Origin of the sequence: Tolypothrix sp. PCC 7601 (assembly GCF_025677855.1) — a bacterium.
Classification (GTDB): Bacteria; Cyanobacteriota; Cyanobacteriia; order Cyanobacteriales; family Nostocaceae; genus Aulosira; species Aulosira diplosiphon.
The window spans coordinates 8,999,237-9,013,951 of record NZ_CP064879.1 but is presented as its reverse complement, the minus strand read 5'-3'; the positions used below and the strand labels follow the sequence as shown (position 1 = coordinate 9,013,951).

General features: G+C 41.4%; 11 protein-coding genes. 7 read left to right on the top strand and 4 right to left on the bottom strand.

The features are described from left to right. Positions 1–360: 360 nt before the first annotated feature. Positions 361–1,506 (top strand): acyltransferase family protein, encoded by a 1,146-nt coding sequence (locus HG267_RS36465; protein ID WP_045871102.1) that lies wholly within the window; start codon positions 361–363, stop codon positions 1,504–1,506. Between the two features lie 398 nt (positions 1,507–1,904). Here HG267_RS36465 and trmFO read toward each other — a convergent pair whose 3' ends face one another. Then, positions 1,905–3,218, bottom strand: a complete 1,314-nt coding sequence (trmFO, locus tag HG267_RS36460) for an FADH(2)-oxidizing methylenetetrahydrofolate--tRNA-(uracil(54)-C(5))-methyltransferase TrmFO (protein WP_045871101.1) — start codon at positions 3,216–3,218, stop codon at positions 1,905–1,907. 142 nt (positions 3,219–3,360) lie between these two features. After that, on the bottom strand, positions 3,361–4,977 hold the full coding sequence (locus tag HG267_RS36455; RefSeq protein ID WP_045871343.1) for a mechanosensitive ion channel family protein: 1,617 nt from the start codon (positions 4,975–4,977) through the stop codon (positions 3,361–3,363). A gap of 499 nt (positions 4,978–5,476) precedes the next feature. Between HG267_RS36455 and ahcY the strand changes: the two genes are divergently transcribed. Together ahcY and HG267_RS36445 are read left to right on the top strand one after the other, a co-directional pair. Further along, entirely contained in the window at positions 5,477–6,754 is a 1,278-nt protein-coding gene (gene ahcY, locus HG267_RS36450) for an adenosylhomocysteinase (protein WP_045871100.1), read from the top strand. Positions 6,755–7,200: 446 nt separating this feature from the next. After that, positions 7,201–7,539 carry a hypothetical protein gene (locus HG267_RS36445; protein WP_045871099.1) on the top strand — a complete coding sequence of 113 codons (339 nt, stop codon included), beginning with the start codon at positions 7,201–7,203 and terminating at the stop codon, positions 7,537–7,539. A gap of 83 nt (positions 7,540–7,622) precedes the next feature. Here the strand turns inward: HG267_RS36445 and HG267_RS36440 are convergent, their stop codons facing one another. Beyond that, complete coding sequence (locus HG267_RS36440; protein WP_045871098.1) at positions 7,623–8,162, bottom strand: MgtC/SapB family protein; 540 nt, start codon at positions 8,160–8,162, stop codon at positions 7,623–7,625. Between the two features lie 359 nt (positions 8,163–8,521). Between HG267_RS36440 and HG267_RS36435 the strand changes: the two genes are divergently transcribed. The 3 genes from HG267_RS36435 (at position 8,522) to HG267_RS36425 (ending at position 12,469) form a co-directional block, all read left to right on the top strand. Then, entirely contained in the window at positions 8,522–8,680 is a 159-nt protein-coding gene (locus HG267_RS36435; RefSeq protein WP_155539304.1) for a hypothetical protein, read from the top strand. A gap of 266 nt (positions 8,681–8,946) precedes the next feature. Beyond that, positions 8,947–11,181 (top strand): CHASE2 domain-containing protein, encoded by a 2,235-nt coding sequence (locus HG267_RS36430; RefSeq protein WP_045871097.1) that lies wholly within the window; start codon positions 8,947–8,949, stop codon positions 11,179–11,181. Between the two features lie 772 nt (positions 11,182–11,953). Beyond that, a complete protein-coding gene (locus HG267_RS36425; protein ID WP_045871096.1) occupies positions 11,954–12,469 on the top strand; it encodes an outer membrane beta-barrel protein in 516 nt (171 codons plus the stop codon). A 144-nt stretch (positions 12,470–12,613) separates the two neighbouring features. Here HG267_RS36425 and HG267_RS36420 read toward each other — a convergent pair whose 3' ends face one another. Beyond that, a complete protein-coding gene (locus HG267_RS36420) occupies positions 12,614–13,636 on the bottom strand; it encodes a tetratricopeptide repeat protein (RefSeq protein ID WP_045871095.1) in 1,023 nt (340 codons plus the stop codon). A gap of 493 nt (positions 13,637–14,129) precedes the next feature. On the opposite strand from HG267_RS36420, the gene HG267_RS36415 reads away from it, so the two are divergent. Further along, on the top strand, positions 14,130–14,636 hold the full coding sequence (locus HG267_RS36415; RefSeq protein WP_045871094.1) for a DUF6174 domain-containing protein: 507 nt from the start codon (positions 14,130–14,132) through the stop codon (positions 14,634–14,636). Positions 14,637–14,715 lie beyond the last annotated feature (79 nt).

Below are 14,715 nucleotides of genomic sequence, written 5' to 3'. Positions count from 1 at the left end.
ATGTTCAATCGCTCAGTAGGTCGCTGCAAAGAAAGATAACTAGTTAAGGCTGTCATTTGTCCTTTGTCATTCTTACAAAGTTCCGATCGGAGGAAACCTCCGCTCAGACTTTGCGCTTTGTCATTGGTAAGAGTTTCAAGCCTTTTTAGATTTCGTAATCTAGTTTGCTTTATTTCTAACGGCTTACTTAATTAACTTAAACCGATTGCTAGCTTACCTGAAATCTTGATGTGAAATAAATCGATGAAAAACCAAACTATGTTAAGAACCGTCAATAAGCTTCAAACCCTTACTAATGACCAATGACCAATGACCAATGACAGCCTCAGCAGTTATCTTTAATTTCGCAGACCTACTTACATGAAACTATCTCAGCGCTGGAAATCTCTGGATGTATTTCGTGGTATTGCGATCGCTTCCATGATTTTAGTGAATAATCCCGGAAGTTGGAATGATATGTATCCACAGCTAGATCACGCCGAGTGGAACGGTTACACACCTCCAGATTTTATCTTTCCGTTCTTCTTGTTCATTGTCGGTGCAGCAATGCCTTTTTCCCTATCCAAATACACACAAGAAAACCGTCCTACTAAAGCAGTGTATTGGCGGATTGGGCGTAGAGCTTTAATTTTATTTGGATTAGGATTATTTTTAGCGTTATTTTCCTTAACTCTAGATTTCTGGCTCAATGGTGCGCCTGCATCCAAATTCGCCACAATTCGGATTATGGGCGTATTGCAAAGGATTAGTCTCGCTTATTTCATCAGTGCGATCGCTATACTCAATCTCCAGCGTCGTGCTTTATGGATATTAGCGGCAATCTTGCTCCTTGGCTACTGGGCTGCTATGCAACTTATTCCCGTTCCCGGTTATGGTGCTGGTAACTTGACACCCGAAGGTAATTTAGTAGGGTACTGCGATCGCTTAATTTTAGGACAGCAACACTTATTAGGTGGAAAACCCTTCGATCCAGAAGGTTTACTAAGTACCTTACCTGCTGTAGTTACCGTTCTCGTTGGTTACTTTACTGGAGAATGGCTAAGTAAACAACCTCAGCAAAGTCGTACCAGCATCAATTTAGTGATTGTGGGGATGAGTTGTATTTTAGTAGGGCATTTGTGGGGATTTTTATTTCCTATCAATAAACAATTATGGACAAGTTCTTATGTTATTTTCACTGCTGGTTTTGCATTGTTATTACTAGCCGCTTGCTATGAATTAATCGAAGTTCGCAATTTTAAGTGGCTAGGTTTTCCTTTTGAAGTCATGGGCTTAAATGCTATCTTCGCTTTTGTCGGTTCTGGTTTCGTAGCCAGAATCTTAATTAAAACGCACATCGGTAATGGTAGTGATGCACCGACTACTTACACTTGGATTTACGGGCATTTATTTAAACCTTGGGCGGGTGCGCTGAATGGTTCCTTATTATTTGCTATAACAACCGTAATTTTCTGGTGGTTGATTCTTTATTTCATGTATCGCCGTAATTGGTATTTTAAAATTTAGTTTTTATTGATTAGCAATGCAATCGAAAAACTAGATAAATAATGTATTAAAACTATTTTAGAGAATGTTTTAAAAGCCCTCTAGTTAGTAGAAAAAAGTTTTACCCCTAATTCCCCTGAAAATGGTGATTTTAAGAACTTTCCCCTTTTTAGTAGTTTATAAGTGTTAGGCTAATACCATTTTGAAAAAAGAATGCGACAGATGGGTAGCTAGGGGCACGGCACCAGTAAGATAATTCGATATACCACAAGATTGTGGATGCCGTGCCCCTACAAAGAATTTATTTGTCGCAAACATTATTTGAATTGGTATAAGAAAACTAAGGGGTTTAGGAAGTCGAGCATTCCTAAACCCCTAACGGAGAACATTACAGTGATGAAGATGTCATCTATATATTGCTACATTGCAAGTTTCCAGTTTGCTAAGTCAGCCAAAGAGCGATCGCGGTAGCGTCCATAGCGCTCTTGTTTATTCTTAATTTTTACACCCAATTCCGGGAAAATACCGAAGTTGGGCGGCATGGGTTGAAAGTGTTTAGGCGAAGCGGAACTGATAAATTCAAACAGCGCACCCATCATGGTTGTGGGTGGTAGAGCTAAAGTTTCTTTGCCTAAAGCTAATCTCGCAGCATTAATTCCCGCCAAGCAGCCACCCGCAGCCGCAGCGGTGTAGCCTTCAGTACCAATTAATTGCCCCGCCGCTAGTAAAGTGGGACGCTGTTTAAATTGCAGAGTGGGATGCATCAATTGAGGTGCATTAATAAAAGTGTTGCGGTGCATCACTCCCAACCGCACAAATTCGGCATTTTCTAAACCAGGAATTAATTTAAATACTCGCTTTTGCTCACCCCAACGCAGATTTGTTTGGAAGCCTACCATGTTCCAAAGTTGACCGGCTTTATCTTCTTGTCGCAACTGCACTACAGCGTAAGGGCGTTCTCCGGTGCGGCTATCAGATAACCCGACTGGTTTGAGGGGGCCATAGCGCATCGTATCTTCCCCCCGCAAAGCTTGTTCTTCGATGGGGAGACAAGCTTCAAAAAATTTCGCTGTTTCGCGTTCAAAATCCTTCAATTCCGTTTGTTCAGCTTTGCGAAGTTCTTCCCAAAAATGCAGATATTGCTCTTTATTCATGGGACAGTTGAGATAAGCTGCTTCGCCTTTGTCATAGCGAGAAGCCATAAAAGCAATATCGCGGTTAATTGATTCTCCAACAACAATGGGGCTAGCAGCATCAAAAAAGCTGAGGTATTCCATCCCCGTTAAGCGACGGATATCTTCTGCCAAATCCGGGCTAGTTAACGGCCCTGTTGCCAAAACCACAATACCTTCAGGAATGGCAGGAACTTCACCCCGGCGAAATTCAATTAAAGGATGACGAGATAATATTTCTGTTAAATCTTGGCTAAATTGTCCTCTATCTACAGCCAGCGCCCCACCTGCGGGAACAGAGTGTTCATCAGCTTTGGCAATAACAATGGAATTTAGCTGCCGCAATTCTTCATGTAATAATCCCGTAGCGCGATCGCTTGCCATTGCACCAAAGGAATTACTACAAACTAATTCTGCAACATGTTCTGTATGGTGGGCAGGGCTAAAGCGATTGGGACGCATTTCATGGAAAATCACCGGCACACCAGCCTGGGCAATTTGCCAAGCTGCCTCTGTCCCAGCTAGTCCACCTCCAATTACTTGTATCGGTTGTTGTTCCATATTTTGATTATAAATTCTTGGGGAAAGGGAAAGGGGGAAGGGGTAATGGGAACTAGGAATAAATAACTTTTTTGTACAGACGCGATTAATCGCGTCTCTGCAACTTTTACCCCATGCCCAATCCCCCATGCCCCATTCCTAATTAATTAGCTTTACCATTCTCTTGGAGTTGCTGCAATTGCACATCATTAATCCAAATTGCCTGTTGGGGAACAGGAATAAAAATTCCGGCTTGGTCGAAGGCGATTTTGAGACGGCGGCGGTATTCTCTCGCCACATCCCATTGTTTCAGGGGTTGGGTTTTAATCCACACACGAATAATTAAACCGCGATCGCCAAAGTTATCAACTCCTAAAACTTTTGGTGTTTCTACAATCTGATGTTTCCAGACTGGATCTTCATCCATCTCTAAGGCAACAGTAGTAATTAATTTCAAAACTTCGTCAATATCAGCTTGGTAGTCTACGGGAATGGTTAAATCTGCCCTTGACCAACGGCTAGAAAGATTGGCAACAATTTTAACTTCACTGTTGGGAATTGTAATTAAGCGTCCTTCGGAGTCACGAACTTGGGTCATCCGCAAGTTCAAGTTTTCTACTAAGCCGCCCACTGTGCCAACGTTAATCACATCGCCTAAGGCGTATTGGTCTTCTAAAATAATCAAAAATCCGTTAATTGCATCTTTGATCAGGTTTTGCGACGCTAGGGAAACGGCAACACCCACTAAACTCGCACCCGCTAATAAGGGTAGGATATCTATCCCCAAAGCGATTAATCCTAACAAAAAGCCGACGCTGACACAGGTAATTGTGGCAATACTTTTTGTTACACCCGAAAACGTAGAAACCCGTAGTTGTAACCGTTCCGAAGTTTCGGAGGCGAATAAAGCACCACTGCTGATGAGAGTGGAGGTAAAACGGTCTATCAGTGCATAACTAAATCGAATCACTACGTAAGTGCCTAATGCTACAATCCCCAATCTCAGAGGAATTTGAGCAGCTGAGAGAATTCCTAATTGCAGAACTCTGGTGTAGGGAAATAAACCCAAAATCATAAATGTACCACCACCCCAAATTCCAGCTTGAGTTAGCTGAAATAGGCGTTTTTTGACTTCGTGTAAATGCCGATGTTGCTGTTGATTTAGTTGTGTGGTGATTGGTTGGGTTTGGCGAGAAGTCGGGAGGTTAGGCTGTTTGACATTATGTTGAGAACGACGTTGCCAACGATATACACCCCAACTAGCAGCCATCATTGCCAGGGCGATCGCAGCTGCTATTTTCCCTTGGTCAATTAAAAATTGCGTATTCCGTTCTTGTTTTGCCCTTTGTAAGGCTTCTTGTAATGTATCTACTATTTGATTGGCTGAAAGGGTGGCATCTTCCTCACGCAGTCTCGCGTCTTCGGAAGTTACGGTCATCAGGTATTGACCGTTGATAGTAATTACAGGTGCTTCGTTAACTTTTTCTACCTGAACATTGACTGATTGTGCAGCTGAACGCAGGTAATTTTGGCTAATTTCATCCAAGTTTTGTTGAATATTTTGCGATCGCTCTGGAAAATTTATTCTAGTTGCTGCTATTTGGAACAACCTGCGACCGTCTAAATAGATCCAGCCTGTGACAATTCTATTATCTGAATCTTTACTTACACTACTAGGAGTTGGCAAGCTAGGTAAAAAGGGAATTTGGGCTGTAGCTTTGGGTACAGAGACAACAGCGATCGCCATTGAACTCATTAGCGCCAAAAATTGATAGCGCACTCCAACACCTCCTTGCTTAACATCTTTTATCAAATACCCGCTAAGTTATCCTCCACAATAAATTTAAGTAAATGTACCTATCTAAAGTTTAATTTGTCCTTTCAGGTAGATGTGTTTAATTTTCTTGCTTATCTATCTTTAGGCAGATGACATCATACGTTGTTTATTGTGAGCAATAACTACAGGAATTTTTGATATTACTCTGATCAAGGATAAATGAATTTTGGGCATTGGGCATTGGGCATTGGGCATTGGGCATGGGGAATGGGGAATGGGGAATGGGTAATAATAATTTCCCTTTTTTCCTTTTCCCCTTTCCCTTTCCCCCTCATCCCCAGTCCCCTCCTTGTTGACATTCCCCCCGATGAAAAGTCAAGCTAGTTTAAAGAGCCATTGACTTGGTTTGGAGATTACAGCCAAAAATGGCAAGTCGTGGAATAATCTAGTACAGTACGTAAGAGATTGCGTACCTTTTTTGACTTTTTAGAGGACATTTTTGATGACCGCAACTTCTCCCCGATTAAAGCACGAGGTTAAAGACCTCGCCCTCGCTCCCTTGGGAAGACAGCGCATTGAATGGGCTGGACGCGAAATGCCAGTTTTACGGCAAATCCGCGATCGCTTTGCTCAAGAAAAACCCTTTGCTGGGTTGCGCCTAGTGGCTTGTGCTCACGTAACTACAGAAACCGCACATCTAGCGATCGCTTTGAAAGCTGGTGGTGCAGATGCAGTGTTAATTGCTAGCAATCCTCTTTCAACTCAAGATGACGTAGCTGCTAGCCTCGTCGTTGATCACGAAATTCCTGTTTTTGCCCAAAAAGGCGAAGATAACGAAACTTATAACCGTCACGTCCAAATTGCCCTTGACCATCGTCCCAACATCATTATTGATGATGGTAGTGATGTGGTTGCCACCCTCATTCAGCAACGCCAACATCAAATTGCCGATTTAATTGGCACCACTGAAGAAACTACAACGGGAATTGTGCGGTTACGCGCCATGTTCAAAGATGGCGTTCTCACCTTCCCCGCAGTGAATGTCAACGATGCTGACACCAAGCATTTCTTTGATAACCGCTACGGTACCGGACAATCTACCTTAGATGGGATTATCCGTGCAACCAATATTCTGCTAGCTGGTAAAACCATTGTTGTTGTTGGTTACGGCTGGTGTGGTAAAGGTACAGCACTCCGCGCCCGTGGTTTAGGTGCAAATGTGATTGTGACCGAAATCGACCCCATTAAGGCAATTGAAGCTGTAATGGATGGTTTCCGCGTTCTGCCTATGTCAGAAGCTGCACCTCAAGGTGACTTGTTTATCACAGTTACAGGTAACAAGCACGTAATTCGTGGTGAACATTTCGACGCGATGAAAGACGGCGCGATCGTCTGTAACTCCGGTCACTTCGATATTGAACTTGACCTGAAATATTTAGCATCTCAAGCTAAAGAAGTTAAGCAAGTACGCCCCTTCACTGAAGAGTATAAATTGCCAAGCGGTAAATCAGTGATTGTTCTAGGCGAAGGACGCTTGATTAACCTAGCGGCTGCGGAAGGACACCCCAGCGCCGTTATGGATATGAGCTTTGCTAACCAAGCTTTAGCTGTGGAATACCTAGTGAAGAACAAAGGTAAACTCGAACCAGGTTTACACTCAGTTCCTAGAGAAGTAGATGAAGAAATTGCCCGCCTGAAATTACAGGCTTTGGGAATTAACATTGATACCCTCACAGCAGACCAAATTGAGTACATCAATTCTTGGACTTCTGGAACCTAAAGTACACCCTCGAATTGAAGGGTAATTAGCATAACTTAGGTTTTTTGTGGGATGGGCAATTGCCTATCCCATTTTTACTAGAAGTGAAGTGCCAAAATTCTTAATAGAGAAATGGCGATCGCGGAGATATCATCCAATACTTGTCGGTTAAGGGGAAGGGAAAAGGGGCAAGAAAAACCTTTAACCCTTACCCTTTCACCTTTTCCCCAAAGTAAATTCCGAGTTGAAAATCCTTAACCGAGCAATATTGAGATACCATCAACTCAAATGCGTTGGCCTAGCCAGCCGCAAGCATCGCGGCTGCAACTTGACAAAAAAGCTGATAAATTTATGATTTTACCAAGATGCAGCTAACGCATATTCAATATTTCAAGTCAAAATCATAGAAGAGAGTTAGCATTGCAGGTCACTACCATTAGCTACTGGCAACAAATACTAAAGTAATCATGACCAAACCTATTTCTGAGAATTTTGATGAATCGCATTACCAGCCTGAACCACCAGAACAGTTCTTTCCTGCTCAACATCTCAAAGTCTACCAAACAAGCCCTACAGAGCAACTATTAATTTGCGAATGTCAGAAATGCCAAGCACCACTGTCTATTGAAGTGGTTTTTATGACACCCCAAAACTCAAAGCCTCGTCCCAAAGGTAAAACCGACAGCAAACCAGATAACAGAGCGCAATGTCCTAATTGTGGGCAAATTCCTATTTATTTAGAAAGCTGTATTGTCAAATCAGTCAATCAATTACCGACTTCACCGTGGCAAAAAAGTGAAAGTTAGATATCAGCAGCGAAAAATTTATGATGAATGAGTTAGAAATCAAAACTTTTTGCATCAACCAATTCTTATGCTGTAACTAAATGTTAATCATCATCATCATCCTGTTCTTCAGTGATGATTAACTCCTGACTTTTGCCCTTTTTATTTTGACTACCTAGGCTAACGAAGGAGCGATTGAGCTTTTTAACTCCACTCAGCGTAATCAGCGTTAGCAACCCTCCTAATAATCCCATTTGCCACAAACCACAGCCAATTGCTGCACCCAATCCTGCTGAAGTCCAAACACAGGCGGCTGTGGTTAAGCCTCGAACTTTTGGCACATGAGATTTTCTGGGAGATTCTTGCAGAATTAATCCAGCACCCAGAAATCCTACACCTGTGGCTACACCCTGAATTGTACGACTTAAGGCATTGGTAGCTGCATAAGGGCTGTCACCTTCAGCTTGTAACGGGATCATCACGAATAATGCTGCGCCCATACTTACCAACATAAAAGTTCTCATGCCAGCAGGTCTACCTCCTTGCTGACGGTTCAAGCCAATCATGCAGCCTACTAGAAGCGCCATCGCCAGTCTAAATGCTATATGTGGCCAATCATTGGCAGTAATAAACATTGATCCCATTGATTTATCACTCCTCACAATAGAAGGAAATTTTCTGCCTCTTGTCAGTAGGCTCAAGGCTCAATAAAGTTTTCCGTAAAACTTGAGTTTTTAAATTGTAATTAGTTTAACAACATAAAATCAATAAAGTTACCGTATTTACATCAATAGGGAACACACACTTGATTAAAAATAGTTCTAAGGAAGAATTGACAACTCAATACTGAGAAAAAAAAGTCGCAATAATTTCGCAACCAGTACATCATTACGAAAAATCTCAACTCGCCTTTAATTGTCCAAACCTACAGCTTGGAACCTTACCAGAATGGTTATGTGCTGATGATGGAAGATTTTGGTGAGATTTTTCTGAAACAATGGAGATGACAGCAAACATAAAAATCTCTACAGCAGTTTTTAGTTTTAGCGATCGCTTGCCAAATCATCACAGAAAAACATGGCGGAACTTTGACTGTAATTTCCAGCCTATGTCAGAGAAGAAAATTTGCGATCGCTTTACCGATTCATGCTTAATCAACTAACAATACTCGTTCTTGATTCTGGCAGTTCCAAAACGGTTATTTAAACCAACTTTAAAAAAGAATGCGACAGCTTGTAGGGGCATTGCCTTGCCTTCTAAAATATATTGATGTGTCGCCAACATTATTTGAATTGGTATAACTTTGATTTTTCATCAATCAAACTAATTAAACTTTAATAACTTTCTGAAAAAATGGGTAACACATCGTTTACGATTCAGATATTTTGCGCTAACAATAACAATACAAAATAATTTTGGTCTGGTTCAATGTGGACAAAGCTGAGACAGGTGCTTTGGCAATGGCGTAGCTTATTGATTATTACTCCTAGTGTTACCGGATTGATTATCTTACTACGCTTTTCTGGTTTACTTCAGTTCTTGGAATGGGCAGCATTCGATCAATATATACGTTTACGTCCGCAAGAATCCCGTGACGATCGCATTGCGATTGTGGGTATTGATGAAACAGATTTACACGAGCTGATTGGTCAGGACTATTTACCAGATAAGCTTTTAGCTCAGTTACTTGTAAAACTACAACAGAGAAAGCCAAGAGTTATTGGTCTTGATATTTATCGCGATTTACCTGTAGACCCAGGACACGCAGATTTAACTAAGGTTTATCAAAGTTATCACAATATAATTGGTATCCAACAAGTAATTGGTGCAGGCGTTCCGCCTTCTCCTTTGTTGAAAGCTAAGGGACAAATAGGCGCTAATGGTTTACTGATTGATCCAGATGCGAAAGTGAGGCGTGGGTTTTTATCGATTAGCGATCGCCAAGGGAAAAAGATTTGGAGCTTTGGCATGATGCTGGCTTTACGATATTTACAGCCAGAAGGAATTAAGCCGCCAGAAATTGATGCACCTATATATCGCTTGGGAAAAACTACATTTCCAGCCTTTGCTGCAAATGATGGTGGTTATGTAGGCGCTGATGCTACAAGATATCAGATTTTATTAAACTATCGCGGGCCGAAACAGTCCTTTGAATTGGTTTCCATGTCAGATATTTTGCTTAATCGCTTACCTCCTGATTGGGGACGCGATCGCATTATCTTAATTGGTAATGTAGGGGAAATTTTTGAGGATTTCGTCTTTTCTCCCTTTAATAGTGGTTTTCCTCTCGGTTTTGAACACACCCCTAGAGTAGAAATCCACGCCAATCAGATTAGCCAAATTCTGAGCAGTGTACTCGATCAGCGTCCTTTAATTAAAACTTGGGCGGAACCATTAGAATGTTTGTGGATTTTATTCTGGTCTGGATTAGGTGCTACCTTAATTTGGCAATTACGATACACAGGGGGAATGAGCAAAGTCTCATTACCTAAAGTCTTGGCTCCGGTGATCGCCGCAGGTGGGTTAGTAGGTTTTTCTTATACTGCATTTTTAGCCGGCTGGTGGATACCAGTGATACCAGCATTATTTGCTTTAGCTGGAAGTGCGATCGCAGTTACGGCTTATTTTGCGCGTATGGCTGGTTCTATACGTAAAACCTTTGGTCGTTACCTAACTGATACAGTAGTTGCTAATTTACTAGAAAATCCCCAAGGTTTGAAGTTAGGTGGCGAACGGCGGAATATCACCATTCTCACTTCAGATATTCGTGGTTTTACAGCCATATCCGAACGCTTACCCGCCGAAGAAGTAATTAAAATTATCAATCTCTACTTGGGATACATGGCTGATGTCATCACCCAGTACCAGGGAACCATTGATGAGTTCATGGGGGATGGAATTTTAGTACTGTTTGGCGCTCCCACCCATCGCGAAGACGACGCAACCAGAGCGATCGCTTGTGCTGTAGGAATGCAATTAGCGATGCAGGCTGTTAACGAAACCATGAAACAACAAGGATTACCTAATTTAGAAATGGGGATTGGCATTAATACTGGTGAAGTTGTCGTTGGTAATATTGGCTCTGAGAAACGTAGCAAATATGGAATTGTAGGCGACCAAGTTAATCTCACATATCGCATTGAATCTTACAGTATTGGCGGGCAAATATTGATTTCCGAATCTACTTTCAAAGCGGTAGAAACAATATTAAAGATTGATGGGCAAAAACAAGTCCAACCAAAAGGTGTGCAACAACCCATCACAATTTATGAGATTGGCGGTATAGGTGGAAAATATAATCTTTACCTCCCTCAAGAAGAGGAGATATTTTTAAATTTAACTGAAGAAATTCCTCTACAATATACAGCTTTGGATGGCAAACATCTTGATGGTACTATCATGCAGGGAAAGGTAAGCAGACTTTCATTAAAGGGTGCAGAAATCTATATTATTCAAGATGAAATTTCTCATGTATTAGCACCTCTAACAAATATCAAGCTCAACTTACAAATGCCTAATACTGAAATATTCAGCGAAGATATTTATGCCAAAGTTTTAGAGCAATCAACAGATAATAGCTTTTATATTCGCTTTACCAATAGACCACCAGAGGTAGAGAAGCAGTTAAGCATCATCTACCAAAACTTGCACAAGCAATCGTGAATTATAAATAACTATACTTCAGTTAAGAAAAATAATTGCTAACAAAACCAAAAAACTAGTACAACAAGGCAAAAGGCAAAAGTCAAAAGTCAAAAGTCAAAAGTCAAAAGTCAAAAGGCAAAAGTCAAAAGTCAAAAGTCACAAGTCAAAAGTCAAAAGGCAAAAGGCAAAAGTCAAAAGTCAAAAGTCAAAAGTCACAAGTCAAAAGTCACAAGTCAAAAGTCACAAGTCAAAAGTCACAAGAAGAATACTTATACCACAAGCCTTTTAGCAATTACAGATAATCTGTTTCTCTTACAAAGTTTGGCGGGACGGAAACCGACACCGCCAACTTTGCGCTATTTACGCCTACTTGTACTAGTTACCCAACAAAAAAACAGAACAATAATTTTGGAGGGGGTTTGGGGGACGCAACCGTCACCCAATCGGGGGTTTGGGGGAGAATCCCCCAATTGATCTGGCTTTTTGAATAAGTGACAAATCAATCACTAATGAGCCAAGCATATTGAATTAGAAATTTATCATACAAATACCAATTTTGGCACAGATACTGGTCGCGATCGCTTCATTGCTCAAGCCACAAATTGCAATTTATTGTATTTACCAACAGATATCAATTATTACCCAAAACTATGTCACCACGCTTCACCCAACTGTGTGAAAAACAATTCAACCAAGTGGATGACCTCAGTGTGGGAGGGTGAATTTTGTCAAAAAGAGGATTCTAGTAATAGAGAACATTGATTGCACTTAACTCTAGTGCGGAGAAATTATGAAACTACTCAAAGCTTTGGCAGCTTCTGCCGTTGTTGTTTCTTCTGTTGTCCTCTCCGCTGGAATTGCTTCTGCTCAAACAGCTGGTACTAACAGCAATTACATCGGTGTTGGGATTGCCGCTGGCGCAACAAGCGGCGGACAAGGAAATGATGATGCTCAATTTGGTGGTAACGTGCAAGGACGGGTAACTATGCCCAGAACACCTGTATCGCTTCGGGGTTCCGTCCTGTTTGGTGGTGATGCCACTGCAATTATGCCTATAGTTACTTATGATGCGCCCATCGCCAAAAATACGAACGTTTACTTCGGTGGCGGATACTCGTTTGTCACCGATGAAGGTAAAAACACCCCACTAGGTAATCAAAATGCACCCGTAGTTACCTTAGGTGCAGAATCACAAGTTGCCAATAACGTCATCGTCTATGGCGATGCTAAATGGGGTATTGACGCTTACAGAAACAGTGATGCCGATGCCGTTAGCTTCCAAACTGGAATAGGTTATAGATTCTAATGGATGGGGCATAGGGCATAGGGCATGGGGCATTGGTAATGGGTAATGGGTAATGGGTAATCGGCATTTCTTCCTCATCTCCCTCATCTCCCTCATCTCCCTCATCTCCCCAATCCCTAGTCCCCAGTCCCCAATCCCCAATCCCTACAGCGCATTAATAAACTGCTTTACCTTATCCACTAGCGGCTGATATTCGATTTCCTGGGCTAACTCTTGAGCATTGAGGTAGCAGGATAGCGCTAATTTTTTACGTCTTCTGGTGGCGTAAAGGCTACCCATATTCAAGAGAGTCGAACTTTCTCCTAAGCGATCGCCTAGTTCTTGATAAATTGCTATAGCTTGCTTGTAATATTTGAGTGCTTGAGCATGGTTTGCAATGCTGTTGTAGGTAAAACCAAGGTTATTCAAAGTTGTGGCTTCACCAGAGAGGTCTTTGAGTGCCCGACGTGTTAACAGCACTTGATAATACAGTAATAGCGCTTGTTTGGGTTGCCCTAAATCACTATATATAGAGGCAATATTATTCAAGGTAGTCGCTTCGCCAACTATATTTTTAACAGCTTTTTGAATTGGTAATGCTGCTTGGAAATATTCTAGTGCTTGCTGTTGCTGACCTAAAGCACTGTAGGCGAACCCAATGCCATTTAAGGTTGTTGCTTCACCAGAAAAGTCTCCTAGCAAGCGACGCATAGCCAAAATTTGGTTTTGCAGCAATAGCGCTCTTTTTGGTTCTCCCAATCTGGTGTAAACCAGTGCTACATCATTGAGAGTAGAAACTTCACCTTGAGCATCTTCTAATTGCCGGAAAATTTGCAGTGCTTTTTCAAAAGATGCTAAAGCTAGGGAAAACTTGCCTATGCGACTGTAGGTAGAACCTAAATTGCTGAGTGCGGTAGCCTCGGCTCGCACATTCCCAAATTCTTGAGCCAAGGTTAATGCTTCATTAAAACAATTCAATGCTTTATCAGGTTGCCAGCAACCGAGGTGAGCCAGTCCAATGTCATTTAATGCATAACCTTCTCTGGCGCGATCTGGAATGATTCGAGCCAACTTTAAATTTTCGGTTGCAAGTACAAGATATTCTTGAAATTCTCCTCGCTTGTAATAGCGGGTTGCTTCATCACGACGTTGTTCCCACTCGGTGACTGGATTTGAAGGTTGCGACATCTGACCTCGGTTGCACTAAAAGTAAATAGGCAGGTTTGCTAGGGCCGTTGCATTTGGAATTAACCCTTCTCAGGTGATAATTTCCAAATAGGAGATAAACAATATTCTCTATCTTTAGATATAAGACGTAAATAGAGTGAATATAGTATAATAACTAACTTAAAAATCTACCTCAGAGAAATCCTGTAGTTATTAAGTTGAGTGCTGTAGTTGAAGTAATGAAGAGAATTACAGTCACTAAAGTTAAGGAAATATTAAGACTTTAAAGCAAGATACTGCTGATTTTTCGCGATCCCTCATATCTATCGAAGAGTTAATTTGGGCACAGATGCGATCGCTTTTTCTCTGTTATCAAACTCAATATACAGAGAAGCCTAAGATTATCTAGTAGCAAATTTAACTAAAAAACCTGAATTTAACCTTGGCAAAGCTGATCAGGAACTTTAAAAGCTTTGTCAAAATCTCATAACTTATAACCATTTAATTTATTTATATGCGCTTAGGTATTATTGTTAGTGCTGGATTAGTAAGTACAGGGCTATTACTGGCTTTGGGTTTAAACAAACCAGCAATATCTCAATCTCCAACACAGATAGCTCAGACATCCGCGATCGCTAACACAAACTTACAGGAATTTAGACAGAATCGCCGGGTATGGAGTCAGCAAAGAATCCGCAACTATCGCTACAAAGTTAGTAGAAGTTGTTTCTGTACAGAAGAAGCTAGAGGCCCAGTAGTAATTGAAGTGCGTAACGGGCAAACAACTTCAATTACCGATAAAAATGGTAAAAAAGTTAATCCCGAGCTATTCCAGGAATACAGTACAATGCCCAAGGTATTCAATGTCATTCGGGATGCGATCGCCAAAAAAGCATCCAACATGGCTGTAAACTACAATAAAAAACTCGGCTACCCTACCCAAATTGCTATCGATTACGAGCGTCAGATAGCCGATGAAGAGTTATATCTCACAATTGAAGATTTCAAAGAAATTAAATAATGGGCATAGAGCATAGGGCATTGGGCATGGGTAATGGGTAATTGGTAATAGGAATTTCTTCTTCATCTCCCCATCCCCA

Excerpts from the sequence above, each read along its gene's own strand:
- HG267_RS36425 (WP_045871096.1), top strand. The coding sequence starts at position 11,954 with ATGAAACTACTCAAAGCTTTGGCAGCTTCTGCCGTTGTTGTTTCTTCT.
- HG267_RS36465 (WP_045871102.1), top strand. The coding sequence starts at position 361 with ATGAAACTATCTCAGCGCTGGAAATCTCTGGATGTATTTCGTGGTATT.
- HG267_RS36415 (WP_045871094.1), top strand. The coding sequence starts at position 14,130 with ATGCGCTTAGGTATTATTGTTAGTGCTGGATTAGTAAGTACAGGGCTA.
- HG267_RS36420 (WP_045871095.1), bottom strand. The coding sequence starts at position 13,636 with ATGTCGCAACCTTCAAATCCAGTCACCGAGTGGGAACAACGTCGTGAT.
- ahcY (WP_045871100.1), top strand. The coding sequence starts at position 5,477 with ATGACCGCAACTTCTCCCCGATTAAAGCACGAGGTTAAAGACCTCGCC.
- HG267_RS36440 (WP_045871098.1), bottom strand. The coding sequence starts at position 8,162 with ATGGGATCAATGTTTATTACTGCCAATGATTGGCCACATATAGCATTT.
- trmFO (WP_045871101.1), bottom strand. The coding sequence starts at position 3,218 with ATGGAACAACAACCGATACAAGTAATTGGAGGTGGACTAGCTGGGACA.
- HG267_RS36430 (WP_045871097.1), top strand. The coding sequence starts at position 8,947 with ATGTGGACAAAGCTGAGACAGGTGCTTTGGCAATGGCGTAGCTTATTG.
- HG267_RS36445 (WP_045871099.1), top strand. The coding sequence starts at position 7,201 with ATGACCAAACCTATTTCTGAGAATTTTGATGAATCGCATTACCAGCCT.
- HG267_RS36435 (WP_155539304.1), top strand. The coding sequence starts at position 8,522 with ATGACAGCAAACATAAAAATCTCTACAGCAGTTTTTAGTTTTAGCGAT.